The following is a 26,052-nucleotide window of genomic DNA, read 5'->3' as shown; positions in this document are numbered from 1 at the left end:
GAAACAGAAGTAACGGAAGAGGACTCGATGACGATCCGCGTGATGCTCGTCGACGACCAGGTGCTGCTGCGCACCGGGTTCCGGATGGTGCTCGCCGCCCAGCCGGACATGGAGGTCGTGGCGGAGGCGGGCGACGGCGTCGAGGCATTGCAGGTGGTGTGCGGCACGGAGGTCGACGTCGTGCTGATGGATGTGCGCATGCCCAAGCTGGACGGTGTGGAGGCCACCCGCCGCATCTGCGCCGAGCCCGAACCGCCGAAGGTGCTGATCCTGACCACCTTCGACCTGGACGAGTACGCGTTCTCCGGGCTGAAGGCGGGTGCCTCCGGCTTCATGCTGAAGGACGTGCCGCCGGCCGAACTGCTGGCAGCCATCCGCTCCGTGCACAGCGGTGACGCGGTGGTCGCTCCGTCCACCACCCGTCGTCTCCTCGACCGGTTCGCGCCGATGCTGCCCACCACCGGCAAGGAGCCGCGGCACAAGGAGATCGAGCGGCTCACGGAGCGGGAGCGCGAGGTCATGGTGCTGGTTTCCCAGGGCCTCTCCAACGGCGAGATCGCGGCCCGGCTGGTGCTGTCCGAGGCGACCGTGAAGACCCATGTGGGCCGCATCCTGACCAAGCTCGGGCTGCGCGACCGGGTCCAGGTGGTGGTCCTCGCGTACGAGACGGGCATCGTCCGAGCCGGCGGCCACGGCTGACCCGCACGGACACCCCTGAGGGTGAGCGGCCGTTGGATCCTGGGGGTGCGCGGCCGGTTGAACTCCCGGGGTGAGCGGGCGGCCGGCCCCTGAGGGCGCGCCCGTTGGCCGCGGGCTAGCGGAGCATGCCTTCCAGGTAGTCGCTGCCCAGCCGCGCGACCACTGTCACGTCGAGCTGGTGCAGCACGTAGCGGCCGCGCCGGCGGGTGGTGATCAGGCCCGCCTTCTTCAGGACGGCGAGATGCCGGGATACCTCGGGCGCCGTGACGCCGTGCACCTGGGCCAGTTCGGTCGTGGTGTAGGCGCTGCGCGCCAGCAGGCGGCAGATCCGCATCCGTACGGGGTGGGACAGGGCGGTCATCCGCAGTGCCAGCTGCTCGACCGAGGGCGGCGAGGCCAGCTCGGGCGAGCCGACCGGGTAGTGGAGCACCGGCTGCCAGCCGTACCGGTGCAGCACCATCAGATGCGGCCAGCCGAGACTTGTCGGCACCAGCAGGAGGCCGCCGTCCCCGGTGGCGCTGCGGCCCTGGACGAGCTTGTCGACGGTGATCCGCGCGGCTTCCTCGTCGAGCGTCACGGCCGAGGACACGGAGGCGAGGGCCTCCGCCAGGCCCTTGCGGCGCAGGAGATCGGTCTTGTAGCGGGCGTCCGTGGCGAGCGGGAGGCGTACCCGGGCCCAGACGTCGGCGAAGAACGCCTCGTCGCAGTCCTCCAGGAACTGGCGCAGCCAGGCACGCACGCGTGGCGGGTCGTCGATCAGCCGCTGGGTGAAGCGCACCTGTCTCGGTCCGCGCGTGGCCGCCAGATCCAGGGCGCGCCGGCGCAGCACCGGGTCGGCGAGCACGCTGGGGCTCGGCACGTCGTACCCGGGCGCGCACGTGAACTCCAGCGCGGAGTCGACGAACTGTTCGTCCGTCAGTTTGTCCAGGAGGTCGAGCTCCTCGGCGAGTGTGGCCCCGGGGAGCGTGCTGCCGCCCGGGATGCCCGCGTACGGCAGGAAGATGTCCGAGAACGTCGTCCGCCACAGGAAGTCGGCCTCGCACATCCGGTCGGCCAGGTGCGAGTCGAGTCGCGCGGTCACGCCGGTGACCCAGCCCTGGAGGCCGGGATGGTGCCCCGGCTCGGACAGCGCGTGCAGCGCCATGCCGAGCTCGGCCAGGGGCGAGGGCACGACTGCCACCCGCTCCGGGCGCAGCCCCGCGATGTCGATGCTCAGACTCATGCCCTCATGGTGCACCGCGCCACTGACAACGCGGTCACCGATTGACGGCCGCCGTCAATCGACGCGACGCGGGGCACCGGCCGGGGCGCTGCCTGAAGGCCTACGGAGCCACGTCCGTCACGAGAGGAGCCGGTCATGAGCATCACCCGGCAGTACGCACGCCAGGCCTACCGCGCCCGTTCAACACGGCGAGCCCCTCCGTGCCCGCGTCCGCCAGGCCTACCGCGCCCGTTCAACACGGCGAGCCCCTCCGTGCCCGCGTCCGCCAGGCCTACCGCGCCCGTTCAACACGGAGAGCCCCCCGTGCCCGCGCCCGGCGCCCATGACCGGCGGGTGATGCACGAGCCGTGCGACCGACGGCGGTTCCGCGGGGTCCTCGCCGGCGGCCCCGCCCGCGTTCGGCCGCGGCAGGTCCTGGCCCGCGCGTCCGCGCCCTACCGGCTGAGCACCTCGGCCACCCGGTCCACGAAGTCCACGGCCGCCGCCCTGACGTCGTCCGCCGTCCACATGAGTCCGGCGGCACGGACGGCGACCTCGGTGAAGGACAGACCCGGCCCGCCGCGGCTCCAGGCCCCGGCGAAGAGCATCGCCTTCGTCCGCTCGGCCTGGAGCGCCGCCGCCTCGGCGAGGACGTCGGCCTCGTAGGGCAGCCAGACCTGGAACTCGTGCGTGTGCGGCGCCTCGGGGTGTACGCGCGCCCACACCCCGCCCGCCTCGGCGAACCCCTCACGCAGTGCGGCGGCCACCACGCGCGCGTGAGCCACGTACTCGGGCAGCCGGGGCAGCTCGCGTTCCAGGCCGACGAGCGCCGACAGCGCGGTGGGGAACTGCTGGAAGACCGTCCCGCCGTAGCGGTGCCGCCAGGCCCTCGCCTCTTCCACCAGCGTCTTCGGGCCCGCGAGCGCGGCGCCGCCGAAGCCGTCGAGGGACTTGTAGAACGACACGTAGACGCTGTCGGCCAGGTCCGCGATCTCCGGCAGCGAGCGGCCGAAGTGGTGGGTCGTCTCCCACAGGCGTGCCCCGTCGAAGTGCACCACCGCGTCGCGCTCGCGTGCCGCCTCCACGACCTCGGTCAGCTCCTCCCACGAGGGCAGCACATAACCGGCGTCCCGGAGGGGCAGCTCCAGCATCAGCGCCCCGAACGGCTCCTCGAAGGCGCGCACCTCGTCGGCCGTGGGCAGCCGGGGCTCGCGGGTCACCCGGACCGTGCGCAGGGCGCTGACGGTGGTGAACGCGTCCCGCTCCCACACCTCGGGGTGGCTCAGCGCGTGCAGTGCGACCGTGGGATTGCCGGTGCGTCCCGCCCAGCAGCGCAGTGCGACCTGCTGGGCCATGGTGCCGGTCGGGAAGAACGCGGCGGCCTCCAGGCCCAGCAGCCCGGCGACCCGCTCCTCCAGGGCCGCCACGATCCCGTCGCCGTAGAGGTCCGCGGGCTCGTCCAGGTCGTGGACGTGCGGCGCGGCCTCGTGCAGCAGTGCCAGCCGGTCTCGCAGGGTGCTGCGGGCTCCGTCCCGGGACAGGACCCGTTCGGCCTTCCGGTAGGCGGCCGCCCGTCGCTCCCGCAGGCGCTGTTGCGCCGACTTCTCCTCGCCGTGTCCCGCCGTGTGTGTCATGCCCCGGATGATGCCGTGCGGCGGCTCGTCGGGTCACGGGCGTTTCCGAGCCTCCCCGTCCCGCGGCGGCCGCCGTTCTCCCGTTCCCTCAGGGCCGTCGCCCGCCGCCCGCGAACGGGTGGGATAACCCACAGCCTGTGGACAACCGGACGCCCCTCGGACGGATAGCGTTAACATGACGAGAAATCGTCCGGTACCCGGAGCGGACTGGAACGGAAGGCCGTCGTCGCGTGAGTACAGCCCAACAGCCAGACCCCAGGGACCGTCCCGCACGGCTCGCCGTCGGCGTCGTCGGCGCCGGCCGGGTGGGCCCCGTCCTGGCCGCGTCCCTCCAGCTCGCAGGACACCGCCCGGTCGCCGTCTCCGGCGTCTCCGACGCCTCCAGGCGGCGAGCCGCGCTGATGCTGCCCGACGTGCCTCTCGTCCCGCCCGCCGAGGTCCTCCAGCGCTCCGACCTGGTGCTGCTCACCGTGCCCGACGACACCCTGCCCGGGCTGGTGGAGGGCCTCGCCGAAACCGGCGCCGTACGGCCCGGCCAGCTGCTCGTACACACCTCGGGACGGTACGGCTCGAAGGTCCTCGACCCGGCCCTGCGCGCGGGCGGCCTGCCGCTGGCCCTGCATCCGGCGATGACGTTCACGGGCAGCCCCGTCGACGTCCAGCGCCTGGCGGGCTGCTCGTTCGGCGTCACCGCGCCCGACGAGTTGCGGCTGGCCGCCGAGGCCCTGGTGATCGAGATGGGCGGCGAGCCGGAATGGATCGCCGAGGAGAGCCGGCCGCTTTACCACGCGGCACTCGCCCTGGGCGCGAACCATCTGGTCACGCTGGTCGCCCAGTCCATGGAACTGCTGCGGGCGGCCGGCGTCGAGGCTCCCGACCGGATGCTCGGCCCGCTGCTCGGCGCCGCCCTCGACAACGCGCTGCGCTCCGGCGACGGGGCGCTCACCGGCCCCGTCGCGCGCGGGGACGCGGGCACGGTCGCCGCGCACGTCGCCGAGTTGCGTGAACACGCCCCGCAGACCGTGGCCGGCTATCTGGCGATGGCCCGGGCGACCGCCGACCGCGCGCTCGCCCACGGGCTGCTCAAGCCCGAACTCGCCGAGGACCTCCTCGGGGTGCTGGCCGACGCCCACGCCACCCCGGGCACCCCCGGCACGCACGGCACCGAGGGAGACGCCGGATGACCGCCACCCTGCTGCGCACCGCCGACGAACTGCACGCACGCACGCGTACCGGCCGCCGGGCCGTCGTGATGACGATGGGCGCCCTGCACGAGGGCCACGCCACCCTCGTCCGTACCGCCCGCGAGCTCGCCGGGCCGCACGGCGAGGTCGTCGTCACGGTCTTCGTCAACCCGCTCCAGTTCGGCCAGGGCGAGGACCTCGACCGCTACCCGCGCACCCTGGACGCCGACCTCGAGCTCGCCGAGCAGGCCGGCGCGGACGTCGTCTTCGCCCCGTCCGTGGACGAGGTCTACCCGGGCGGCGAGCCCCAGGTCCGCATCACCGCGGGCCCCATGGGAGAGCGCCTCGAGGGCAGGTCCCGCCCCGGGCACTTCGACGGCATGCTGACCGTCGTCGCGAAGCTGCTGCACCTCACCCGGCCCGACGCCGCCCTCTTCGGGCAGAAGGACGCCCAGCAGCTCGCCCTGATCCGCCGCATGACACGCGACCTGAACTTCGGCGTCGAGATCGTTGCCGTGCCGACCGTGCGCGAGGAGGACGGGCTGGCCCTGTCCAGCCGCAACCGCTACCTGTCCGCCAAGGACCGGCACACCGCGCTGGCGCTCTCCCAGGCCCTGTTCGCGGGCCGCGACCGGCACGCGGCCCAGGAGGCGCTGCGGGCACGCGCGCGTGAGGTGCCCGCCACGCGCGCGCGTGCCGAGGCGCTCAGCGCCATCGGCGAGTCCCGGGCGGCGGCCGACGCGCACGCGGTCGCCAAGGCGCCCCCCGGCAACCCGGCGGCCGTCCGCGCGGCGGCCCGCGCGGTCCTCGACGACGCCGCCCGGCTGGATCCACCGCTCGAACTGGACTACCTCGCGCTGGTCGACCCGTCCGACTTCACCGAGCTCGAGGACGACTTCATCGGCGAGGCAGTCCTCGCCGTCGCCGCCCGGGTCGGTACGACCCGGCTGATCGACAACCTCCCCCTCACCTTCGGAGCCGCCTCGTGACCAGCACAGGCATACGACTGCACGCGCCCGCGCCCGGGTGGAACATCGCCGCGGACGTGGTGGTCGTGGGCTCCGGCGTTGCCGGCCTCACCGCGGCCCTGCGCTGCGAGGCCGCCGGACTGACGACGGTCGTCGTCACCAAGGCGCGGCTCGACGACGGCTCCACCCGCTGGGCCCAGGGCGGCATCGCCGCGGCCCTGGGCGAGGGCGACACGCCCGAACAGCACCTGGACGACACGCTGGTGGCCGGAGCCGGCCTGTGCGACGAGGACGCCGTACGGATCCTCGTCACCGAGGGTCCCGACGCCGTGCGCCGGCTGATCGAGACCGGCGCCCACTTCGACGAGTCCGAGGAAGGCGGCCTGGAGCTCACCCGCGAGGGCGGCCACCACCGGCGCCGGATCGCGCACGCCGGCGGCGACGCGACCGGCGCGGAGATCTCCCGCGCGCTCGTCGAGGCGGTACGCGCGCGTGGACTGCGCACGATCGAGAACGCGCTCGTGCTGGACCTGCTCACCGACGCCGACGGCCGCACCGCCGGTGTCACCCTGCACGTCATGGGCGAGGGCCAGCACGACGGCGTGGGCGCCGTGCACGCCCCCGCGGTCGTCCTCGCGACCGGCGGCATGGGCCAGGTGTTCTCCGCCACCACCAACCCGTCGGTGTCGACCGGCGACGGCGTGGCCCTCGCCCTGCGCGCCGGCGCGGAGGTCTCCGACCTGGAGTTCGTCCAGTTCCACCCGACCGTGCTGTTCCTCGGCGCGGACGCCGAGGGCCAGCAGCCCCTCGTCTCCGAGGCCGTCCGCGGCGAGGGCGCCCACCTGGTCGACGCGGACGGCGTGCGCTTCATGGTGGGCCAGCACGAGTTGGCCGAACTGGCGCCCCGCGACATCGTCGCCAAGGGCATCATGCGCCGCATGCAGGAGCAGGACGCCGAGCACATGTTCCTCGACGCCCGCCACTTCGGCGCCGACATGTGGGAGCACCGCTTCCCGACGATCCTCGCCGCCTGCCGGGTCCACGGCATCGACCCGGTCACCGAGCCCGTCCCGGTCGCCCCCGCCGCCCACTACGCCTCCGGGGGCGTGCGCACCGACTCCCGCGGCCGGACGACCGTGCCGGGCCTGTACGCCTGCGGCGAGGTCGCCTGCACCGGCGTGCACGGCGCGAACCGGCTCGCCTCCAACTCGCTGCTCGAGGGCCTCGTCTACGCCGAGCGCATCGTCGCCGACATCGCGGCGAGCCGGGCCGACCACGGGCTGCACGCGCGGGTGCCGGCGCCGGTCGAGCACCCCGAGAAGCCGGCACACCCGCTCCTCGCGCCCGAGGCCCGCTTCGCCATCCAGCGCATCATGACCGAGGGCGCGGGCGTCCTGCGCTCCGCCGGCTCCCTGGAGAAGGCGGCAGGCCAGCTGGTGCGGCTGCACTCCGACGCCCGGGACGCCCTCGACGAGAACGGCAAGACGGCCGAGCCGGGCGTCGACACCTGGGAGGCCACCAACCTCCTGTGCGTGGCGCGTGTCCTGGTCGCCGCCGCCGGCCGGCGGGAGGAGACCCGCGGCTGCCACTGGCGCGAGGACCACGCCGACCGCGACGACACGAACTGGCGCCGGCACATCGTCGTGCGGCTGAATCCGGACCGCACGCTCGCCGTACACACCACCGATACCGCAGACTTCCCCCCGACCCGGCAGCACCACCAGGAGCAGTGACAGAAGTGAGCACCCCCGACCTTCCCCTCGCCCCCAGCGGCGGTTGCGGCGACGGATGTGCCTGCGGCACGGACGCAGACACGGACTTCGCCGGCGAGGGATACGCCGCATACGCGGAGTGCGGGCTCGACCCCGCGCTCGCCCAGCTGCTGTCCGACGCCGGACTCGACCCCGTGGAGGTCGAGGACATCGCCAACGTCGCCATCCAGGAGGACCTGGCCCACGGCGTCGACGTGACGACCGTCGCGACCATCCCCGAAGAGGCGGTCGCCACCGCCGACTTCACCGCGCGCGAAGCGGGCGTGGTCGCGGGCCTCAGGATCGCCGAGGCGGTCGTCTCGGTCGTCTGCACGGACGAGTTCGAGGTCGAGCGGCACGTCGAGGACGGCGACCTGGTGGAGGCCGGACAGAAGCTGCTGTCCGTCACCACCCGCACCCGTGACCTCCTCACCGCCGAGCGCAGCGCGCTCAACCTGCTGTGCCGGCTGTCGGGCATCGCCACCGCCACGCGCGCGTGGGCGGACGCCCTTGCGGGCACCGAGGCACGCGTGCGTGACACCCGCAAGACGACCCCGGGGCTGCGCTCCCTGGAGAAGTTCGCGGTCCGCTGTGGCGGAGGCGTCAACCACCGGATGTCGCTGTCCGACGCGGCGCTGGTCAAGGACAACCACGTGGTCGCGGCCGGCGGTGTCGCGCAGGCCTTCGAGGCCGTGCGGGCCACCTTCCCGGACGTGCCCATCGAGGTCGAGGTCGACACCCTGCACCAGCTGCGGGAGGTCGTCGACGCGGGCGCCGACCTGATCCTCCTGGACAACTTCACGCCCGACGAGTGCTCCGAGGCCGTCGGCATCGCGGGCGGACGTGCCCTGCTCGAGGCGTCGGGCCGGCTGACCCTGGCCGACGCCAAGACGTACGCCGACACCGGCGTCGACTTCCTCGCCGTCGGAGCCCTGACGCACTCCTCGCCGATCCTGGACATCGGTCTGGATCTGCGAGCGGCGGAGTAGGGAACGGGGACCGGCCATGCTGCTGACGATCGACGTGGGCAACACGCACACCGTGCTCGGCCTGTTCGACGGTGAGGACATCGTCGAGCACTGGCGGATCTCCACCGACGCCCGCCGCACCGCGGACGAACTGGCCGTGCTCCTTCAGGGTCTGATGGGCATGCACCCGCTGCTCGGGGACGAACTGGGCGACGGCATCGACGGGATCGCGATCTGCGCCACCGTGCCTTCGGTGCTGCACGAGCTGCGCGAGGTGACCCGGCGCTACTACGGCGATGTGCCGGCCGTCCTAGTCGAACCCGGCGTGAAGACGGGCGTGCCGATCCTGTTCGACAATCCCAAGGAGGTCGGCGCCGACCGCATCATCAACGCGGTCGCGGCGAACGAGCTCTACGGCGGCCCGGCGATCGTCGTCGACTTCGGCACGGCGACGACGTTCGACGCGGTCTCCGCGCGCGGGGAGTACGTCGGCGGGGTGATCGCCCCCGGCATCGAGATCTCCGTCGACGCCCTCGGCGTCAAGGCGGCGCAGCTGCGCAAGATCGAGCTGGCCCGGCCCCGGAGCGTGATCGGCAAGAACACGGTCGAGGCGATGCAGTCCGGGATCGTGTACGGGTTCGCCGGCCAGGTCGACGGCGTGGTGACCCGGATGGCCCGCGAGCTGGCGGACGACCCGGACGAGGTCACGGTGATCGCGACGGGCGGACTCGCGCCGACGGTGCTCGGTGAGGCCACCGTGATCGACGAACACGAGCCGTGGCTGACGCTGATCGGGCTGCGCCTGGTGTACGAGCGGAACGTGTCGCGCATGTGAGCGGAACGTCTCCCCCGGGGGGAGTCGGGGCCGGGGCCGGCGTCCGGGCAGGGTCGGGGCGGGCGGCGCCTGTCCGACCCCACCCGAGCCGGTCCGACCCGATCGACCACTGCGGTCGCCAGGGCACGAAGGCCACCGGAGGCACGGGGACGGATCGCTGGCGCGCCACACCCGCACCTTATGTCGAATTTGTCTGATTAGCGCGTATCGTCGCGGGCATGCCCACGCCCTACGGATCCCGCGGCGGTATGGCCTTCGGCTCGGAGGAGCTGCGTGTGCTCCGACGCGCCCTCGCCCTCGCCCTCCACCCCGGCCCCGTCTCCGCCGAGGACATCCAGGACTGCCATCGCCTCGCCGAGTCCCTCGACGAGGCGATGAGCGAGGCCGCCCGACTGCGGGCCTTCCTGGTGGCCGACCTCGCCCGGTACCGCGCCGCCCTCCCGGGCACGGCCGCCGGGTACCTCACGCTCCTCAAGGAGGTCCTGGCCGCCGGCTACCAGCCTGATGCCGACGACCTCGCAGCCCTGCGCGCCCTGCGCGGCAACCCCGCCGCAGCCGTCCTCCTGGCCCGCTGCCAGGTGCTCGCCGAACGGGACGTGCGCGCCCGTCTGGCCCGTCGCACGGCTCAGCGGTCCCCCGTGGCCACCGCCACCGTCCCGGCGTCCCGTACGCGCCTTCAGGCCCTTCCCGGGGGGCTCTCCGGGCAGGGCTGGGCGCGGACGCCCGTAGCCGCCGGGGATCAGGGCGGACGCCCGGTCGAGGAACCGCGCAAGAAGCCCGCCGGGCAACCGGCCCCCGCTCCCGGTCCGGTCCCCGTCGAGCCCTCGGCCCCCGAGCCCGCCCGCCGGCCCGTTCCGACGCCGGGCGAGGTCTTCCCGCGCCGCAAACCGGCTCCGCCGCCCGCCGATCCCGAGCAGCGACGGCTGGCGGCCGGCTGACGCGGGCGACCCCGCCCCGGTGTGCCGTCCCCTTCTGGCTACTCTGGACCCATGGACTACGTCTCCGCGCTCGTGCCTCCCGTCGTCATGGCCGTGTTCTTCGTCGGTGTGATCAGGGTGATCGTGAAGACCCAGGGAGGCGCCAACAAGGCCAAGGAGGACGCCGCCGTCGACGCCGTCCTCACGCGCGCGGACGGCGCCCGGCAGGCCTCCGCGGGCCCCGAGGCCTGACCGGCCCACGACGCTTCCGCACCCCCTCGGGCGTGCGGCTCCTTTCGGAGCCGTGCGCCCTCTTTGTTCCGTTTGCCGAAGAAAGTGCCCGTCCGGCACGCGATTGGCGAGATCTCCCACTATTGTTCTGAACTGTGCCTCGCCCATTGGGAGAACTCGAAGACGCGGTCATGACGCGGGTGTGGAAGTGGAACCGCCCGGTGACCGTTCGAGAAGTCCTGGAAGACCTTCAGCAGGAACGGTCCATCGCCTACACCACGGTGATGACCGTTTTGGACAATCTCCATCAGAAGGGCTGGGTGCGCCGTGAAGCGGAAGGCCGGGCCTATCGATATGAGGCGGTCTCGACCCGCGCCGCCTACGCGGCCGCCCTCATGAACGAGGCCTGGGCGCAGAGCGACAACCCCGGCGCCGCTCTCGTCGCCTTCTTCGGGATGATGAGCGAGGAACAGCGGTACGCGCTGCGCGACGCCGTGCGCATCGTCCAGGGTCCCGAAACCGCCGAACCCGCGACTGCGGGGAGTCCCGGGAGTACGGGGAGTACCGGTGAGAACCCCGGCTCGGCGACGGAGGCCGACGGGCGATAGCGTCCGCACATGTCAGCAGAGAGTCCCTCGGCCGAGAACCGCGAAGTCACCGCTAAAGCCATCACCGTCCGCCGGGCCAGGACCGGCGATGTCTTCGCCGTGCGCCGTCTCCTTGACGCCTACGTCCGCGGCGGCATCCTGCTCGACAAAGCGACGGTGACCCTTTACGAGGACATCCAGGAGTTCTGGGTCGCCGAACGCGACGACAACGCCGAGGTGGTCGGCTGCGGAGCCCTGCACGTGATGTGGGAAGACCTGGCGGAAGTCCGCACTCTCGCGGTGAAGCCCGGGCTGAAGGGTGCCGGCGTCGGGCACCAGTTGTTGGAGAAGTTGCTCCACACCGCGCGCTGGCTCGGCGTTCGCCGGGTTTTCTGCCTGACCTTCGAAGTGGACTTCTTCGGCAAGCACGGCTTCGTGGAGATCGGCGAGACGCCGGTCGACACCGATGTCTACGCGGAGCTGCTGCGTTCCTATGACGAGGGCGTAGCGGAGTTCCTCGGACTCGAACGAGTGAAACCGAACACCTTGGGCAACAGCCGGATGCTTCTGCATCTGTGATCGTCGACGCCCATTCACAACGACCCGCACTGTCGGGTTCCCTATGTCCGAAACGCGCACGTTTCCGGGCGAGGAGCGGGCTGCCGGTCTCTGCCGGGGGTTTGTGTTTTCTCAGCAAAAGCGGTTTGCTTTCCGACGTACTGCAGTACTGCATATAACAGGGCGCGGCTAAACGGCGGACGCCGCGGACCCCCGACCCTCACGTTTTCGATGAAAGGAAATCCGGTGGCACAGAAGGTTCAGGTCCTTCTTGTCGACGACCTCGACGGCGGCGAGGCGGACGAGACCGTGACGTTCGCGTTGGACGGCAAGACCTACGAGATCGATCTCACCACTACCAATGCGGACAAGCTCCGTGGACTTCTCGAGCCCTACGTGAAGGGTGGGCGGCGTACCGGAGGCCGTGCCGCGGGTGGGCGTGGAAAGGCGCGTGTCGCTTCCGGCGGCAGCCAGGACACCGCTCAGATCCGTGCGTGGGCCAAGGAGAACGGTTACGAGGTCAATGACCGCGGCCGCGTTCCGGCGTCCATTCGCGAGGCCTACGAGAAGGCCAACGGCTGAGCGCTCGCGCGCCGCAGCCGGGCACGGTGACAGTGGGTCGCCAGCGTGCCCACCAGCCGAACGAGATCGGGGGCGCCCCCAACGCCCCCCAGCGCCGACATCGTCGGCAGCGAGGCCTGCGCCTCGCGCCCTGCCACGGGGGGTCGCATCCAGACGGCGGCCCCCTGCACCGGCCCCGGACCGTTCAGGCCCGGCCTTCGTTCCTGAACGTGGTCCTGCTCCGTGCCCCGGTCCGTGGGCCGCGGAGGCGCCTCGATGAGCCCGCCCGCGCCGATCGCCCTCAGATCCACCGGCAGCGCGCCCCACTCCAGCCACCGCAGGATCCCCGGCACCTCCTCCGCGCCGCCCGCCGCCACCAGCAGCCGCATCCGGTCGCCCAGGACGGCCACCGGTGTGCCCGGCGCGAGCCGCCGCAGCGCCGGGAGGCCCGCCTCGGCCGGCACTTCGAGCACGTCGAAGCACTCGCCCACCAAAAGTCGTACCGGCTCCCCGGGCACCGTCGCCCAGCCCAGTTCGTTCTCGTACCAGCCGCGGAGCCGGTCGGCCGGACCATCCGGACCGAGCGGACTTCGGGGAAGGGGAACCGTGGACATCGCAGCGGCGGCCGAGCGGACAGCCGACGGGACTGAGCCAACCATGCCAAGTGCAACCGCCGAAAAGGCCCGGGAGTTACGCTGGGTGTTCGGGCGGATGCATGGCGTGTCGACAAATGGGGCGTGCCGGGGTGTCGGGAGACGCAAGGTTGTTCGCCCGTAGCGGAGGGAACCGGCGCTCACGGCATGGACTGTCGGTCGCAGCGGGTAAGACATCCCTAGTGGGAGGGGGCGACACGCAGGAAAGGCCGTCTCACGTTCGCCATCGGCGTACTGGCGACTGGGGTAACTGCCTGGCCTGCGGGAACATCGTCTCGCACCATCGGGTTGGAGCAGATGTCGGCGTTCGGGGTCAGGAGGCCATCGACGGTGTCGGCAGTTGGAATGAGCGGTCCCCGCTTGCGGGACTAAGCTGCGGAAGGACAGGGAGGGGAAGTTCCCCCCACTGCCTGACCGCTCTGAGGAGCGATTAACGATGTTCGAGAGGTTCACCGACCGCGCGCGGCGGGTTGTCGTCCTGGCTCAGGAAGAAGCCCGGATGCTCAACCACAACTACATCGGCACCGAGCACATCCTCCTGGGCCTGATCCACGAGGGTGAGGGTGTCGCCGCCAAGGCCCTTGAGAGCCTCGGGATTTCGCTCGAGGCGGTCCGCCAGCAGGTGGAGGAGATCATCGGTCAGGGCCAGCAGGCCCCGTCCGGCCACATCCCCTTCACCCCCCGTGCCAAGAAGGTCCTGGAGCTGTCGCTCCGCGAGGCCCTTCAGCTGGGTCACAACTACATCGGCACGGAGCACATCCTGCTCGGCCTGATCCGCGAGGGCGAGGGCGTCGCCGCCCAGGTCCTCGTCAAGCTGGGCGCAGATCTGAACCGGGTGCGGCAGCAGGTCATCCAGCTGCTCTCCGGCTACCAGGGCAAGGAGACCGCCACCGCCGGCGGCCCTGCCGAGGGCACGCCCTCGACGTCTCTGGTCCTCGACCAGTTCGGCCGGAACCTCACCCAGGCCGCTCGTGAGTCCAAGCTCGACCCGGTCATCGGGCGCGAGAAGGAGATCGAGCGGGTCATGCAGGTGCTGTCCCGCCGTACCAAGAACAACCCGGTCCTGATCGGTGAGCCCGGCGTCGGCAAGACCGCCGTCGTCGAAGGCCTCGCCCAGGCCATCGTCAAGGGCGAGGTGCCCGAGACCCTCAAGGACAAGCACCTCTACACCCTGGACCTCGGCGCCCTGGTCGCCGGCTCCCGCTACCGCGGTGACTTCGAGGAGCGCCTGAAGAAGGTCCTCAAGGAGATCCGCACCCGCGGCGACATCATCCTGTTCATCGACGAGCTGCACACGCTGGTCGGTGCGGGTGCCGCCGAGGGCGCCATCGACGCCGCTTCGATCCTGAAGCCGATGCTGGCCCGTGGTGAGCTCCAGACCATCGGTGCGACCACGCTGGACGAGTACCGCAAGCACCTGGAGAAGGACGCGGCCCTCGAGCGCCGCTTCCAGCCCATCCAGGTCGCGGAGCCGTCCCTGCCGCACACGATCGAGATCCTCAAGGGTCTGCGTGACCGGTACGAGGCGCACCACCGTGTCTCGATCACCGACGAGGCGCTGGTCCAGGCCGCCACCCTGGCCGACCGGTACATCTCGGACCGCTTCCTGCCGGACAAGGCGATCGACCTGATCGACGAGGCCGGTTCCCGGATGCGCATCCGCCGGATGACCGCGCCGCCGGACCTGCGCGAGTTCGACGAGAAGATCGCCGGCGTCCGCCGCGACAAGGAGTCCGCGATCGACTCGCAGGACTTCGAGAAGGCCGCCTCCCTCCGCGACAAGGAGAAGCAGCTCCTGGCCGCCAAGGCCAAGCGGGAGAAGGAGTGGAAGGCCGGCGACATGGACGTCGTCGCCGAGGTCGACGGCGAGCTCATCGCCGAGGTCCTCGCCACGGCCACCGGCATCCCGGTCTTCAAGCTGACCGAGGAGGAGTCCTCGCGTCTGCTGCGCATGGAGGACGAGCTCCACAAGCGGGTCATCGGCCAGGTCGACGCCGTCAAGGCGCTGTCGAAGGCGATCCGGCGTACGCGTGCGGGCCTCAAGGACCCGAAGCGTCCGGGTGGTTCGTTCATCTTCGCCGGCCCCTCCGGTGTCGGTAAGACCGAGCTGTCCAAGGCGCTCGCCGAGTTCCTCTTCGGTGACGAGGACGCGCTGATCTCCCTCGACATGTCGGAGTTCAGCGAGAAGCACACGGTGTCGCGTCTCTTCGGTTCGCCCCCCGGATACGTGGGCTACGAAGAGGGCGGCCAGCTGACCGAGAAGGTCCGTCGCAAGCCGTTCTCCGTCGTCCTCTTCGACGAGGTCGAGAAGGCCCACCCGGACATTTTCAACTCGCTGCTCCAGATCCTGGAGGACGGTCGTCTGACCGACTCCCAGGGCCGGGTCGTGGACTTCAAGAACACGGTCATCATCATGACGACCAACCTCGGCACCCGGGACATCTCCAAGGGCTTCAACCTGGGCTTCGCGGCCTCGGGCGACAAGAAGTCCAACTACGAGCGCATGAAGAACAAGGTCTCGGACGAGCTCAAGCAGCACTTCCGCCCCGAGTTCCTCAACCGTGTCGACGACGTGGTCGTCTTCCCGCAGCTGACGCAGGAGGACATCCTGCAGATCGTCGACCTGATGATCGGCAAGGTCGACGAGCGCCTCAAGGACCGGGACATGGGCATCGAGCTCTCCCAGGCCGCGAAGGAGCTGCTGTCGAAGAAGGGCTACGACCCGGTGCTGGGTGCGCGTCCGCTGCGTCGCACCATCCAGCGCGAGATCGAGGACACGCTCTCGGAGAAGATCCTCTTCGGTGAGCTGCGCCCCGGTCACATCGTGGTCGTGGACACGGAGGGCGAGGGTGAGACCAAGACCTTCACCTTCCGCGGCGAGGAGAAGTCGGCTCTGCCGGACGTCCCGCCGATCGAGCAGGCGGCCGGCGGCGCCGGACCGAACCTGAGCAAGGACGCCTGACCCTCCGGGGGCTGAGCGGAGAAAGGGGCCGGTGCTTCTCAGCACCGGCCCCTTTCGTATGCGTTCCCGCGCTGCGCACGGCCTGCACGGGCCCGCACGGCCTCCTCACGGCCTGGCGCTGCCCTCGCTCTGCCCGACCCGGCCCCGCACGGACCGAAGGCTTCGCCGCCCGCGCACGGTCCGCAGGACCTGCGCACGCGCCGCCTGCCGAGCGGCCCTGCCGCCCGGGCCGCAGGACCTGCGCACGCGCCGCCCGGCGGGCTCCGCGGCGCCAACCTCATGGGCCCACGGGCCGTATGGCCTGCCTAGGCGCCGCGCGCCGCGGGGGCTTTTTTGCCGCACTGTGCGCCGCCCGGCGGGCTCCGCCGGGCTGGCTTCAGGGGCCGCAAGGCCTGCCTAAGCGCCGCGCGCCCCGGCGGGCTTTGTGCCGACGGTGTGCCGCCCGGCGGGCTCCGCCGGGCTGGCTTCAGGGGCCGCAAGGCCTGCCTAAGCGCCGCGCGCCCCGGCGGGCTTTGTGCCGACGGTGTGCCGCCCGGCGGGCTCCGCCGCACTGGCCGCAGGCGCCGCACGGCCTGCCCAGGCACCGCGCGTCCCGGCGGGGCTTTGTGCCGCACGGCGGGCTCCGCCGGACTGGCTTCAGGGGCCGTACGGCCTGCCCAGGCGTCGCGCGCCCCGGCGGGCTTTGCCGTATGGTGCGCCGCCCGGCGGGCTCCGGGGCACCGGCCTCATGGGCCGCAGGGGCCGCACGGCCTGCCCGCGCACCGTGCGCCCCGGCGGGCTTTGTGCCGCACGATGCGCCGCCCGGCGGGCCCCGCCGGACTGGCTTCAGGGGCCGTACGGCCTGCCCTCGCACCGAGCGGCGGCCCGGCAGGCCCTGTCGCAGGGCTCACGCAGGGCCGGCCCCAGAGGGCTCCCCAGCACGGGCCGCGCGGGTCGACAGGGCCGCAGGGCCTGTGGTGTGCGCGGCGTGAGCTGGGCCGGCTCCGCCGTACCGGCCCTACGGCCTGCCCACACGCCGCCCGGCGAGCTTCGCCGGGCGGGCTCACGCAAGGCCCCACAAGCGCTGCGCCGCACGCGCACGGGCCGCCGGCTTCCCCTCGGGCCCTGCAAGGGCCCGAGGCCCCCAGGGGCTTATGACAGCTGGCCGTCGTAGTCCGGGAGTTTGTACGTCGTCTCGGCGTGGCCGCCCGACAGGTCGGTGGCGCTGTTGCCGATGTTCGCGATGATCGTGTAGCCCTTGGACTCGATGTCGACGCGCTGGGCGGTCTTGTAGGCGGCGACGTCCTTGAAGAGGTCGAGGAAGCCGCGCACGTACAGGCCGGAGACCTTGTAGCCGACGTTCTTGAGGTTGTAGTCGGTCACCCCGGAGATGATGCCCGGACGGGCGGTGACGAAGAACAGGGAGACGCCGTGCTCCTGGGCGTACTTGGCCACGTCGAGGACCGGCTTGTTGGCCGGCTGCGGGTAGCTGAAGCCGAAGTCGGTCTCCAGGGTGGTGTTGTCGATGTCGAAGACGATCGCCTGCTTCTCACCCGGCTTGGTGGCGGCGATGCGCTGCTTCAGCGTCGGCAGGGCCTGGGTCATCACCGTCTTGCAGTCCTGTTGCCAGGTGGCGTAGTCGACGTCCTCCGCAGCGGTCGCGGTAGCGGTCGTGGTGGTGACGGAGGAGGTGCCGGTGGCCGTCGCGGCCTGGGCGCCGACCGGGATGGCCATCGCCGTGACGGCTGCCGTCGCGGCGGCGGTCAGGGCTGTGCGGCGCGTCCAGGTGCCTCTGGTCATGTGTGGGGTCCTCTCGCGTCCTTGCGCTGCCGGGTGTCGTGAGCATGCTGATCGCTGGGAGTGGCCTGAGGGGAACCAGCGGGTTACTGGACGGTAGAGGCCGATGAGAGCCTGATCACAGACCCGTGCACGCGACGTGAGCGGGGTCACAAGTGGCCTACGGGGCAAGGGAGTAGCCGCCGTCACATTCCGAAGTCCCTTGCCGGGGGAGGCCGGTGACATGCGGCACAGGCGGTTTGGGTGCTACTAGGTCGACTAGTCGTAGCTCAATTAGGAGCAAAAAGGACATAAGCCTCCCGGGGTCCGGTTAACGTTCCGGCCTCCCAGGTGGGCTGGTGTCGTAAGTGTCCGGAAAGGTGGTTCTGTCAAGAAGTGGGAAGTTTTGGGGTGAAGTACTAGGTTCCGTCGTAGATCACACGTTTGAGGGCTTGTGGGCTTCGGGGTTACCAAGGGATGGCCACTCCGGCGGAGGTTCACGCCGGGTGGTTTCCTCTGTCCCCGTCTCCATGAGGTCTTCCATGTTCCAGCGCGTCACGTTCCGTTCTTCCCGTACGTCCTCGCTCCGCACTCGCGTGGCCGTCGGCGCCGCCGCCCTGGGCGCCTCGGTCGTGCTGGGGACCGGAGTGGCGTCCGCCGCCGCGCCTGCCGCGGCGCCCGCCTCCGCCAAGACGGCCGTCTCGGCCGCCTCCTGGATAGACCCGGTGAAGAAGTACACGCTGTCGGCAGGGTTCGCCCAGGCCGGCAAGATGTGGCAGTCCACCCACAGCGGGCAGGACTTCGCCGTGCCGAGCGGCACCAAGGTCATGGCCGCCCACGGCGGCACCGTGGTCAAGGCCGGCGGCAACGGAGCCGGCGACGGCCCCGCCTACGGCAACGCCATCGTGATCAAGCACGCCAACGGCGTCTACTCGCAGTACGCCCACCTCTCGCGCATCGACGTGAAGGTCGGCCAGATCGTCAAGACGGGCCAGAAGATCGCCCTGTCCGGCAACACCGGCAACTCCAGCGGTCCCCACCTGCACTTCGAGATCCGTACGACCGCCAACTACGGTTCGGCGATCAACCCGGTCACCTTCCTGCACAGCAAGGGCGTCAAGGTCTGATCCCTGCGCGGCAGGGGCGTGAAGCGCTGATGCTGCTGTGATCAGGTGCCCTGGTGTGCCTGTGTCACCAGATCGACGGCGACCTCGAGGACGGCTGCACGCTTGTCCTCGGGGTCGCCTTCGAGGTCCTGGAGGAAGAACATGCCGGCGTGCAGCGTGAAGATGGCGCTCACGCAGCGGACCTGGTCGGCGAGGGGGGCGTCCGGGTCGATGATGATGTCGCGCAGGCTCCGCATGCGGTCCTTGAACGAGTCGCCGATCTGGAGTTCCCGCACCGTCGCCTGGTTCTCCTGCATGAAGCGGAACAGCGGGGTCGCCTCGGAGAGGGCCTGGCTGTAGCGCCGTACGAGCTCCTGTTTGGTCTCCAGGGTGTGCGGCTGGCTCTTGCCCCAGTCGATCAGGTCCTCGATCGGCTTCGTCAGATCCGTGAAGATGCCGACGATGATCTCTTCCTTGGTCTTGAAGTGGTAGTACAGGGCCGCCTTGGTGACCTCCAGGCGCTCCGCGATCTCGCGGAGGGAGGTCTTCTCGTAGCCCTGCTCGGCGAAGAGTTCGAGCGCAACGTCCTGGATGCGCTGGCGGGTGTTGCCGCGCCGCTGCTGCTTCGTGCCGTCCATGGTGACGTCCATTCTCGTGCTCCTCGCGCTCCCGCTGAACTTACTTGCCGTCCGGCTAGTTACTTGCGGGAACTTACTTGACGCCCGGCTAGTGGCAGGTCTACCTTCCCAGTGTAGTGAACTAGCCGGGCGGCAAGTAAGTGGGCCGACCGGGGGGAAGGCCAGGGGAGTGGAACATGGCGGACACGAAGACAGTCGAGACCGAGCCGGAGAAACAGCCCAGGAGCGTGCGGGTCGTCCTGCTCGCGCTGATGATCACGATGATGCTCGCGATGCTCGACAACATGATCGTGGGCACGGCGATGCCGACGATCGTCGGCGAACTCGGCGGGCTCGAACACCTCTCGTGGGTCGTGACGGCCTACACCCTCGCGACCGCGGCCTCCACCCCGCTCTGGGGCAAGCTCGGCGACATGTACGGGCGCAAGGGCGCCTTCATGACGTCGATCGTGATCTTCCTGGCCGGGTCCGCGCTGAGCGGTATGGCGCAGAACATGGGCGAACTGATCGGCTTCCGTGCGATCCAGGGACTCGGCGCCGGCGGCCTGATGGTCGGCGTCATGGCGATCATCGGTGACCTGATCCCGCCCCGGGAACGCGGCAAGTACCAGGGCATGATGGCCGGGGTCATGGCGCTCGCGATGATCGGCGGTCCGCTGGTCGGCGGCACCATCACCGACAACTGGGGCTGGCGCTGGTCCTTCTACATCAACCTGCCGCTCGGCGTGGTCTCGCTGGCCCTCATCAGCGCCGTCCTGCACCTGCCGAGGAAGCGTTCGCAGTCGCGGATCGACTACCTGGGCGCCGGTCTGCTGACCGTCGGCATCACCTCCATCGTCCTGGTCACCACCTGGGGCGGCTCGGAGTACGCCTGGTCGTCCGCACGGATCATGGAACTCATCGGGATCGGCGTCGCCTCGCTCATCGGGTTCGTGTTCTGGCAGACCAGGGCGTCCGAGCCGATCGTGCCGCTGCACATCTTCCGCAGCCGCAACTTCACACTCATGTCGCTCATCGGCTTCATCACCGGCTTCGTGATGTTCGGCGCCACGCTCTTCCTGCCGCTGTACCAGCAGTCCGTGCAGGGCGCCTCCGCGACCAACTCGGGTCTGCTGCTCCTGCCGATGCTGGGCGCCATGCTGGTCACCTCGATGGTGGCGGGCCGGGTGACCACCAACAGCGGCAAGTACAAGATCTTCCCGGTCGTCGGCAGCGTCGCGATGGTCATCGGCCTGTACCTGCTGTCCACGATGGACGCCGGGACCAGCCGGTTGACCTCCGGTGTCTTCATGGCCGTCGTCGGTCTCGGCATGGGCTGCCTGATGCAGATCACGATGCTGGTCGCGCAGAACAGTGTCGAGATGAAGGACATGGGCGTCGCTTCCTCGTCCACCACCCTCTTCCGTACGCTCGGCTCCTCCTTCGGCGTCGCGATCATGGGCGCCCTGTTCAACAACCGGGTCCAGGACGTCATGTCCGAGCGGGCCGGCGCACTCGGCTCGAAGATCACCGAGCAGTCCGCGCAGCTCGACGCGGCCAGCCTGGCCAAGCTGCCCGTGGCGGCCCGGGAGGCCTACCAGCACGCGGTGTCGGCCGGTACCCACTCCGCCTTCCTGCTGGGCGCCGTGGTCGCGGTGGTCGCGCTGGTGGCGGCGGTGTTCGTCAAGGAGGTTCCGCTCAAGGGCGCGGGGCCGCAGAAGGACGGCGAGGAGCCGACCGACGGTACGGCTGCGGCGCAGCCGCCCCTGGTCGACGCCGTCTGAGTCGACACGGTCCGCGTCGAAGCGGTCCGAGTCGCGGTTCGAGGCGGCACGCTCCGGCTGGAGGCCTCCGACCTCGTTGCAATGAGCCAAGGCCCCCCGGCGCTGTCCGCCCCGGGGGGCCTTGGCACGCTGTCGCCGCTCAGGGCATCAACGGGTAGTTTCCCGTGTTCGTCGGCGCGTGCTCGGGCAGCCACAGAACGGCGACGGCACCCTCGGCGGGTATGTGCTCCGGGGCCCCCGCCGGCCGTACATTGCGGAAGGTCAGCCGGGCGCCGAGCACCCGGGCCTGGCCTGCGGCGATGGTGAGCCCGAGCCCGTGTCCGTGCCCGGCCCGGTCGACGCTGCCGGTGCGGAAACGGCTGGGCCCTTCCGCGAGCAGGTCCTCGGGGAAACCCGGGCCGTGGTCGCGGACCCGGATGACCCGCCCCTCGACGGTGACCTGGATCGGCGGCTTGCCGTGCCGGGCGGCGTTGGCCAGCAGATTGAACAGCACCCGCTCCAGGCGCCGGGGGTCGGTCGTGACCATCGACTCGTGCACCACCCGCACCTCGACGCCCGGGTCCTTGGCCGCGACCCGCCGGGCCACGAACTCGCCCAGCACGATGTCCTGGAGTTCGGCGCGCTCCGAGGCGCCGTCGAGGCGGGCCACCTCCAGCACGTCCTCGACCAGGGTGCGCATGGCCTTCGCCCGGTCCAGGACCAGCTCCGTCGGCCGGCCGGGCGGCAGCAGTTCGGCCGCCGTCAGCAGTCCGGTCACCGGGGTACGCAGTTCGTGCGCGATGTCGGCGGTGACCCGGCGTTCGGCCTCCAGTCGCTCCTGGAGCGTGTCCGCCATGGCGTCCACCGCGCTCGCCAGGTCGTCGGTCTCGTCCCGCACGACTCCGCCGATGGCGTCCCGTACCCGTACGTTCGACTCGCCCCTGGCGACCTGGTTCGCCGCGGACGCGGCCTTGCGCAGCCGGCGTGAGAGCTGCCCGCCGATGAGCACGCCGAGCGCGCTGCCGCCGAGGACGACCGCGATGGAGCCGATCACCAGGGCCTGGTCGAGGTCATTGAGGATGTCGGTGCTGCGGTCGGTGAATCCGGTGTGCAGGGACAGCACATGTCCGTCCTTCAACGGCACGGCGGCCCAGATGTCCGGCGCCCCGCCGGTGCGGTCGGAGACGAACGTGGCCCGGCGGCCCTCCTCGACCTTCTGCCGCAACGACGGCGGCAGGCTGGAGTCGTCGATCTTGATGTTGGGGAAGTTCAGCCGTCCCGACCACTCGTAGTTGCGCTGGGCGATCTGGACGCGCTCGTCGGCGAGGTCGCGTGCGTTGTCCAGCATGGACACGCGTGCGGCGTTGTGCACGACCAGACTGAGCGCGATCGCCACCAGCGCGCCGACCAGCGCGATCGCCGCGCTCAGCTTCCACCGCAGCCCCGTACGGATGCCCACGCCCTCCGTGCGGGCCGGAACCAGCTGCCGGATCATCCCCCGCATCCTCCTGCCCCTGTCCCCGACCCGCTCAGGCCTTCAACTTGTAGCCGAAGCCGCGGACCGTCTCGATGCGGTCCTGGCCGATTTTGGTCCGCAGCCGCTGCACATGGACGTCGACGACCCGGGTGTCGCCGCCCCAGCCGTAGTCCCACACCCGCTCCAGGAGTTTGTCGCGCGAGAGAACCGTGCCCGGAGCGGAGGAGAACTCCAGCAGCAGGCGCATCTCGGTCGGGGTCAGCGCCACCGGCTGCCCGGAGCGGCGCACCTCCATGCCCTCGGTGTCGATCTCCAGGTCACCGAACGAGAGCACACCGCCCGCGGTGGAGGCGACGGGCTCGGTGCGGTCGCCGCCGCCCGCGTGACCGAAGCGGCGCAGCACGGCGCGGATCCGGGCCACCAGCACGGCGCCGTCGAAGGGCTTGGTCACATAGTCGTCGGCGCCGGCCTCGAGGCCGAGGACGACGTCGATGGAGTCGGCGCGCGCCGACAGCATGATCACCGGCACGGTGGACTCGTCCCGGATGCGACGGCACAGACTGACGCCGTCCAGGCCGGGCACCATGACGTCCAGGAGCGCGATGTCGGGGCGGTCCGCACGGAACGCCTCCAGCCCGGACAGGCCGTCGGGCATCGCGGTCACCACGAAGCCGTCCCGCTCGAGGGCGAGCTGGGTGGCCTCGCGGATGACGTCGTCGTCCTCGACGAACAGGACGTGGGTCTGGTCTGCCATCCCGGTGCTCTCAGTTCTCGTTTGCGTTCATGTGGGCGTCCCGTGGGTGTGTGGGACGTCGGGCCGTCGGGCTCGTGACCGCGTCCTGTCGGTGAGCTGTCCACGATGCCCCTTGCTTGGACGCGCGGAGCGCGCGGAGCGTTCACTTCCCACGCGTTCTCTGTGTGCTCCCTGTGCGCTCCGTCCCTGCCCGTCCATCCAATGATCGGAACGAGAGGCCCGATCGGTTCACCCCGCCGGAAAGTTTTTTCGGCCCGCCGCTTCCGGGCAGGTCAGCCGGTCTGCGGCGGCACCGTCGGTTCCGTACCGACCACGCTGCTGTAGTCGTTGTGCCAGCTGTACTCCTTCACGAAGCGGCCCGAGGCCCAGCGGTACGTGATCACGTTCTCACCGGACGGGTCGGACACCGCGTCGCCCTTCTCGTACACCTGCTTGGTCACCACCAGGTCGCCCCGGTCCATCTCCGCATAGACGGGCGGTTCCTCGGCCTTGAACACGTTCGCGTAGCCGCCGTCGTCCTTGCGGTACACGTAGGAGCCCATACCGACGGAGTCACCGCAGGTGAGCACATTGACGATGATGTCGTTGCCGGAGCCGCCGGTGAGGTCGCCGTACGAGACGTCGACCGGGTACTCGTCCCCCACACAGGGCTGCAACTCGCGCTTGACCTCGGCGGAGACCTCGGGGTCGTCCTTGATCAGCCGGATCGCGTCCGTCCGGTCGGGCGGATCGGTGGAGGCGGACGAGGGGGAGGCCGTGGCGCCCGCCACCGTGTCGGTGTGGGCCGGCCCCTCGTCACGGGCGCCGGTGCCGCCGGTGCCGCACGCGGAGACGAAAAGGGCGAGGGCGGCGAGCACGGACATCGCCGTGATCGCCGCCTGGATGGTGCTTCGGGCCGGTGAGGGCCCGGCCTCGGTCAGGCCGCCACGCAACGCTCCCGCTCCTCACGCTCCAGCGCGCGTGCGTCCAGATCGCGGGCCTCCAGCTCCTCGCGGAGCCGGGCGAGCGCCCGGTGCAGCGTGCTCTTCACCGTACCGGCCGACATGCCGAGGGCGGCGGCCGTCTCCTCCGTGGACATCTGCTCCCAGTGTCGCAGCACCACGACGCTGCGCTGCTTGGGAGCGAGAACCTTCATCGCGTCCATCAGCAGGGCACGGTCCGCGTGCTGCTCGGTGGAGTCGTCCACGCAGGCGTCCGGGAGCTGCTCGGTCGGGACTTCCTCGAGTTTGCGGGCCCGCCACCACTCGGTACGCGTGTTGATCATGACCCGGCGCAGGTAGGCGTCGGCCAACCGCTTGTCCGCGATGCCGTCCCAGCGGCCGTACGTCCGTGCCAGCGCGGTCTGGAGGAGGTCCTGCGCGTCGACCGGGTCCGGGACCAGGCGCCGGGCGCTGCGCAGGAGCGCGTCCTGCCGCGTACGGACGTATTCCTCGAACTCGAGCACCTCGCCCTGTGCCATGGTCAACCGCCTCCGCTTCCCCGTACCGGCGGACTGCCGCCGCCGGTTCACTGCTTGTGGTCTGTATCCGTCGTGTTGCTGGCGGGTACGTCAATGAAGCTACGGAGGTGTTGTCACGGCGCTGTCCGGAGCAGCCTGCGGCTAGCGCTCAGCTGTCCGTCGGTTGTGTAACGGAAATAGGTTTGGGGTAGAGAAGCATGCTCAACGCATAGCCTATGGGGCGATTTGTCCGGCCCTGGAGCGTGACAAACGCCCGGCGACGGCTGTGACGGAGCCGTATGTCTGTGAAATGACCGTGCGTCAGGTCAGCGGCAGGCGGTACAGCCCGCTCGGCAGCGGCTCCACGAGTCCGTCCGCGACGAGGCCGTCCAGCGCACGCGCGCGCTGCACCGGTTCGTGCCACACCCCGTCGAGGGCGGCCTGCGGCACGGGCGCGTGCGCGTCCCGCAGGACGGCGAGCAGCTTGCCCCTGACCTGCCGGTCGGTGCCGGCGTACGTCTGACCGCGGCGGGGCGGCCCGTCGTGCTCCGGCTTGCCCGCGAGCCGCCAGGCGCACTGCGCCGCGATGGGGCAGCGCACGCACGTCTCGTTCTTCGCCGTGCAGACCAGCGCGCCGAGCTCCATGGACGCAGCGGCCCAGCGGGCGGCCGTCGGCTCGTCGTCGGGCAGCAGGGAGCGGGCCAGTTTGCGTTCGGCGGCCGTGGTGGCGTTCGGCGGGTACTGCACGCCGGTGACGGCGCGCGCGAAGACGCGGCGGACGTTGGTGTCCAGGACGGCGTGCCGGTGTCCGTACGCGAACGAGGCGACGGCCGCGGCCGTGTACTCGCCGATGCCGGGCAGGACGAGGAGCTGCGCGTGGTCCGCGGGCACGTCACCGCCGTGCCGTTCCGTTATCGCCACCGCGGCGCCGTGCAGCCGCAGGGCGCGGCGCGGGTAGCCGAGCCGCCCCCATGCGCGTACCGCCTCGCCCGGGGCCTCCGCGGCCAGGTCGGCGGGGCGCGGCCAGCGGGCGAGCCACTGCTCGTAGACCGGCAGGACACGGCTGACCGGCGTCTGCTGGAGCATGAACTCGCTGACCATCACGCCCCACGCGCCGGCCTCGGGGCGCCGCCAGGGCAGGTCGCGGGCGTTCTCGTCGAACCAGTCGATCACCAGGGAGTGCAGGTCCGCTGCGGGGACGTCGGCGTCGGAGCGGCCGGGGACGCGGTGCGGGGGCTTCGTGGGCGCAGTCATAGCCCTTCCGATCCTGCCATGAGCACCGGGGCACGCGCGCGTACCGCCACTCGACCGAGTGGGGGGCGCGGACGCACGTCACGCGGGCGTGAACCGGGCCGTGGCCAAAGGTGCAATCGATGCGATCGGCAAGCAGAGACGGACGGGCGGGGCCGAAGCCGGTGCAGGGAACACGGTTT

The 26,052-nt window shown here is 71.0% G+C and carries 24 protein-coding genes; 14 read left to right on the top strand and 10 right to left on the bottom strand.

The window, feature by feature from the left end:
* The first annotated feature begins 27 nt into the window (after positions 1–27).
* Positions 28–699 (top strand): response regulator transcription factor, encoded by a 672-nt coding sequence (locus tag OHS71_RS18510; protein ID WP_328480481.1) that lies wholly within the window; start codon positions 28–30, stop codon positions 697–699.
* Positions 700–814: 115 nt separating this feature from the next.
* Here the strand turns inward: OHS71_RS18510 and OHS71_RS18505 are convergent, their stop codons facing one another.
* Positions 815–1,921, bottom strand: a complete 1,107-nt coding sequence (locus OHS71_RS18505; RefSeq protein WP_328480480.1) for a DUF5937 family protein — start codon at positions 1,919–1,921, stop codon at positions 815–817.
* Between the two features lie 434 nt (positions 1,922–2,355).
* Positions 2,356–3,534: a threonine aldolase family protein gene (locus tag OHS71_RS18500; RefSeq protein WP_328480479.1), complete on the bottom strand. Its 1,179-nt coding sequence runs from the start codon at positions 3,532–3,534 to the stop codon at positions 2,356–2,358.
* 230 nt (positions 3,535–3,764) lie between these two features.
* Here OHS71_RS18500 and OHS71_RS18495 point away from each other — a divergent pair, with 230 nt between their 5' ends.
* The 10 genes from OHS71_RS18495 (at position 3,765) to OHS71_RS18450 (ending at position 12,115) form a co-directional block, all read left to right on the top strand.
* The gene (locus OHS71_RS18495) at positions 3,765–4,718 is read left to right on the top strand and encodes a Rossmann-like and DUF2520 domain-containing protein (RefSeq protein ID WP_328480478.1); all 954 of its coding nucleotides are present in this window, start codon (positions 3,765–3,767) and stop codon (positions 4,716–4,718) included.
* Positions 4,715–5,707 carry a pantoate--beta-alanine ligase gene (gene panC / locus OHS71_RS18490; protein ID WP_328480477.1) on the top strand — a complete coding sequence of 331 codons (993 nt, stop codon included), beginning with the start codon at positions 4,715–4,717 and terminating at the stop codon, positions 5,705–5,707. Before OHS71_RS18495 ends, panC begins: the two co-directional genes overlap by 4 nt.
* Positions 5,704–7,419 carry an L-aspartate oxidase gene (locus tag OHS71_RS18485; RefSeq protein ID WP_328480476.1) on the top strand — a complete coding sequence of 572 codons (1,716 nt, stop codon included), beginning with the start codon at positions 5,704–5,706 and terminating at the stop codon, positions 7,417–7,419. Before panC ends, OHS71_RS18485 begins: the two co-directional genes overlap by 4 nt.
* A gap of 5 nt (positions 7,420–7,424) precedes the next feature.
* Complete coding sequence (gene nadC / locus OHS71_RS18480) at positions 7,425–8,426, top strand: carboxylating nicotinate-nucleotide diphosphorylase (protein ID WP_328480475.1); 1,002 nt, start codon at positions 7,425–7,427, stop codon at positions 8,424–8,426.
* 16 nt (positions 8,427–8,442) lie between these two features.
* On the top strand, positions 8,443–9,240 hold the full coding sequence (locus tag OHS71_RS18475) for a type III pantothenate kinase (RefSeq protein ID WP_328480474.1): 798 nt from the start codon (positions 8,443–8,445) through the stop codon (positions 9,238–9,240).
* Positions 9,241–9,488: 248 nt separating this feature from the next.
* A complete protein-coding gene (locus OHS71_RS18470) occupies positions 9,489–10,178 on the top strand; it encodes a hypothetical protein (RefSeq protein ID WP_328484556.1) in 690 nt (229 codons plus the stop codon).
* Positions 10,179–10,229: 51 nt separating this feature from the next.
* On the top strand, positions 10,230–10,409 hold the full coding sequence (locus OHS71_RS18465; RefSeq protein ID WP_328480473.1) for a hypothetical protein: 180 nt from the start codon (positions 10,230–10,232) through the stop codon (positions 10,407–10,409).
* A gap of 170 nt (positions 10,410–10,579) precedes the next feature.
* Positions 10,580–10,996 (top strand): BlaI/MecI/CopY family transcriptional regulator, encoded by a 417-nt coding sequence (locus tag OHS71_RS18460; protein WP_443047168.1) that lies wholly within the window; start codon positions 10,580–10,582, stop codon positions 10,994–10,996.
* Between the two features lie 9 nt (positions 10,997–11,005).
* Complete coding sequence (locus tag OHS71_RS18455) at positions 11,006–11,554, top strand: amino-acid N-acetyltransferase (protein WP_328480471.1); 549 nt, start codon at positions 11,006–11,008, stop codon at positions 11,552–11,554.
* A 225-nt stretch (positions 11,555–11,779) separates the two neighbouring features.
* Positions 11,780–12,115 (top strand): histone-like nucleoid-structuring protein Lsr2, encoded by a 336-nt coding sequence (locus OHS71_RS18450; RefSeq protein ID WP_328480470.1) that lies wholly within the window; start codon positions 11,780–11,782, stop codon positions 12,113–12,115.
* On the opposite strand, the gene OHS71_RS18445 is transcribed toward OHS71_RS18450, so the two are convergent.
* A complete protein-coding gene (locus OHS71_RS18445) occupies positions 12,094–12,753 on the bottom strand; it encodes an SCO3374 family protein (protein ID WP_328480469.1) in 660 nt (219 codons plus the stop codon). The genes OHS71_RS18450 and OHS71_RS18445 overlap by 22 nt on opposite strands.
* A gap of 430 nt (positions 12,754–13,183) precedes the next feature.
* Here OHS71_RS18445 and OHS71_RS18440 point away from each other — a divergent pair, with 430 nt between their 5' ends.
* Positions 13,184–15,709: an ATP-dependent Clp protease ATP-binding subunit gene (locus tag OHS71_RS18440; protein ID WP_328480468.1), complete on the top strand. Its 2,526-nt coding sequence runs from the start codon at positions 13,184–13,186 to the stop codon at positions 15,707–15,709.
* Between the two features lie 1,131 nt (positions 15,710–16,840).
* On the opposite strand, the gene OHS71_RS18435 is transcribed toward OHS71_RS18440, so the two are convergent.
* The gene (locus OHS71_RS18435) at positions 16,841–17,488 is read right to left on the bottom strand and encodes an HAD family acid phosphatase (protein ID WP_328480467.1); all 648 of its coding nucleotides are present in this window, start codon (positions 17,486–17,488) and stop codon (positions 16,841–16,843) included.
* Between the two features lie 518 nt (positions 17,489–18,006).
* On the opposite strand from OHS71_RS18435, the gene OHS71_RS18430 reads away from it, so the two are divergent.
* A complete protein-coding gene (locus tag OHS71_RS18430) occupies positions 18,007–18,591 on the top strand; it encodes a M23 family metallopeptidase (protein WP_328480466.1) in 585 nt (194 codons plus the stop codon).
* 41 nt (positions 18,592–18,632) lie between these two features.
* On the opposite strand, the gene OHS71_RS18425 is transcribed toward OHS71_RS18430, so the two are convergent.
* A complete protein-coding gene (locus OHS71_RS18425) occupies positions 18,633–19,220 on the bottom strand; it encodes a TetR/AcrR family transcriptional regulator (protein ID WP_328480465.1) in 588 nt (195 codons plus the stop codon).
* Between the two features lie 164 nt (positions 19,221–19,384).
* On the opposite strand from OHS71_RS18425, the gene OHS71_RS18420 reads away from it, so the two are divergent.
* Positions 19,385–20,971 carry an MDR family MFS transporter gene (locus OHS71_RS18420; RefSeq protein WP_328480464.1) on the top strand — a complete coding sequence of 529 codons (1,587 nt, stop codon included), beginning with the start codon at positions 19,385–19,387 and terminating at the stop codon, positions 20,969–20,971.
* A 139-nt stretch (positions 20,972–21,110) separates the two neighbouring features.
* Here the strand turns inward: OHS71_RS18420 and cseC are convergent, their stop codons facing one another.
* From cseC to OHS71_RS18395, 5 genes are all read right to left on the bottom strand, one after another.
* Entirely contained in the window at positions 21,111–22,454 is a 1,344-nt protein-coding gene (gene cseC, locus OHS71_RS18415) for a two-component system sensor histidine kinase CseC (RefSeq protein ID WP_328480463.1), read from the bottom strand.
* Between the two features lie 25 nt (positions 22,455–22,479).
* Positions 22,480–23,181, bottom strand: a complete 702-nt coding sequence (gene cseB, locus OHS71_RS18410) for a two-component system response regulator CseB (RefSeq protein ID WP_328480462.1) — start codon at positions 23,179–23,181, stop codon at positions 22,480–22,482.
* A 272-nt stretch (positions 23,182–23,453) separates the two neighbouring features.
* The gene (locus tag OHS71_RS18405; protein WP_328480461.1) at positions 23,454–24,113 is read right to left on the bottom strand and encodes a hypothetical protein; all 660 of its coding nucleotides are present in this window, start codon (positions 24,111–24,113) and stop codon (positions 23,454–23,456) included.
* A complete protein-coding gene (locus tag OHS71_RS18400) occupies positions 24,098–24,640 on the bottom strand; it encodes a SigE family RNA polymerase sigma factor (protein ID WP_190149519.1) in 543 nt (180 codons plus the stop codon). The genes OHS71_RS18405 and OHS71_RS18400 overlap by 16 nt, the downstream gene beginning before the upstream one ends.
* Before the next feature lie 300 nt (positions 24,641–24,940).
* Positions 24,941–25,873 (bottom strand): A/G-specific adenine glycosylase, encoded by a 933-nt coding sequence (locus OHS71_RS18395; RefSeq protein WP_328480460.1) that lies wholly within the window; start codon positions 25,871–25,873, stop codon positions 24,941–24,943.
* Positions 25,874–26,052: the final 179 nt, after the last annotated feature.

The organism is Streptomyces sp. NBC_00377, from assembly GCF_036075115.1.
GTDB lineage: Bacteria > Actinomycetota > Actinomycetes > Streptomycetales > Streptomycetaceae > Streptomyces.
This window is presented reverse-complemented; position numbering and strand designations above follow the sequence as displayed.

Bases quoted from the DNA above. Each gene is read 5' to 3' on its own strand.
- OHS71_RS18420 (WP_328480464.1), top strand. From the start codon at position 19,385: ATGGCGGACACGAAGACAGTCGAGACCGAGCCGGAGAAACAGCCCAGG.
- OHS71_RS18510 (WP_328480481.1), top strand. From the start codon at position 28: ATGACGATCCGCGTGATGCTCGTCGACGACCAGGTGCTGCTGCGCACC.
- OHS71_RS18455 (WP_328480471.1), top strand. From the start codon at position 11,006: ATGTCAGCAGAGAGTCCCTCGGCCGAGAACCGCGAAGTCACCGCTAAA.
- panC (WP_328480477.1), top strand. From the start codon at position 4,715: ATGACCGCCACCCTGCTGCGCACCGCCGACGAACTGCACGCACGCACG.
- OHS71_RS18460 (WP_443047168.1), top strand. From the start codon at position 10,580: ATGACGCGGGTGTGGAAGTGGAACCGCCCGGTGACCGTTCGAGAAGTC.
- cseC (WP_328480463.1), bottom strand. From the start codon at position 22,454: ATGCGGGGGATGATCCGGCAGCTGGTTCCGGCCCGCACGGAGGGCGTG.
- OHS71_RS18395 (WP_328480460.1), bottom strand. From the start codon at position 25,873: ATGACTGCGCCCACGAAGCCCCCGCACCGCGTCCCCGGCCGCTCCGAC.
- cseB (WP_328480462.1), bottom strand. From the start codon at position 23,181: ATGGCAGACCAGACCCACGTCCTGTTCGTCGAGGACGACGACGTCATC.
- OHS71_RS18475 (WP_328480474.1), top strand. From the start codon at position 8,443: ATGCTGCTGACGATCGACGTGGGCAACACGCACACCGTGCTCGGCCTG.
- OHS71_RS18425 (WP_328480465.1), bottom strand. From the start codon at position 19,220: ATGGACGTCACCATGGACGGCACGAAGCAGCAGCGGCGCGGCAACACC.
- OHS71_RS18465 (WP_328480473.1), top strand. From the start codon at position 10,230: ATGGACTACGTCTCCGCGCTCGTGCCTCCCGTCGTCATGGCCGTGTTC.
- OHS71_RS18440 (WP_328480468.1), top strand. From the start codon at position 13,184: ATGTTCGAGAGGTTCACCGACCGCGCGCGGCGGGTTGTCGTCCTGGCT.
- OHS71_RS18505 (WP_328480480.1), bottom strand. From the start codon at position 1,921: ATGAGTCTGAGCATCGACATCGCGGGGCTGCGCCCGGAGCGGGTGGCA.
- OHS71_RS18430 (WP_328480466.1), top strand. From the start codon at position 18,007: ATGTTCCAGCGCGTCACGTTCCGTTCTTCCCGTACGTCCTCGCTCCGC.
- OHS71_RS18400 (WP_190149519.1), bottom strand. From the start codon at position 24,640: ATGGCACAGGGCGAGGTGCTCGAGTTCGAGGAATACGTCCGTACGCGG.
- OHS71_RS18470 (WP_328484556.1), top strand. From the start codon at position 9,489: ATGGCCTTCGGCTCGGAGGAGCTGCGTGTGCTCCGACGCGCCCTCGCC.
- OHS71_RS18435 (WP_328480467.1), bottom strand. From the start codon at position 17,488: ATGACCAGAGGCACCTGGACGCGCCGCACAGCCCTGACCGCCGCCGCG.
- OHS71_RS18500 (WP_328480479.1), bottom strand. From the start codon at position 3,534: ATGACACACACGGCGGGACACGGCGAGGAGAAGTCGGCGCAACAGCGC.
- OHS71_RS18445 (WP_328480469.1), bottom strand. From the start codon at position 12,753: ATGGTTGGCTCAGTCCCGTCGGCTGTCCGCTCGGCCGCCGCTGCGATG.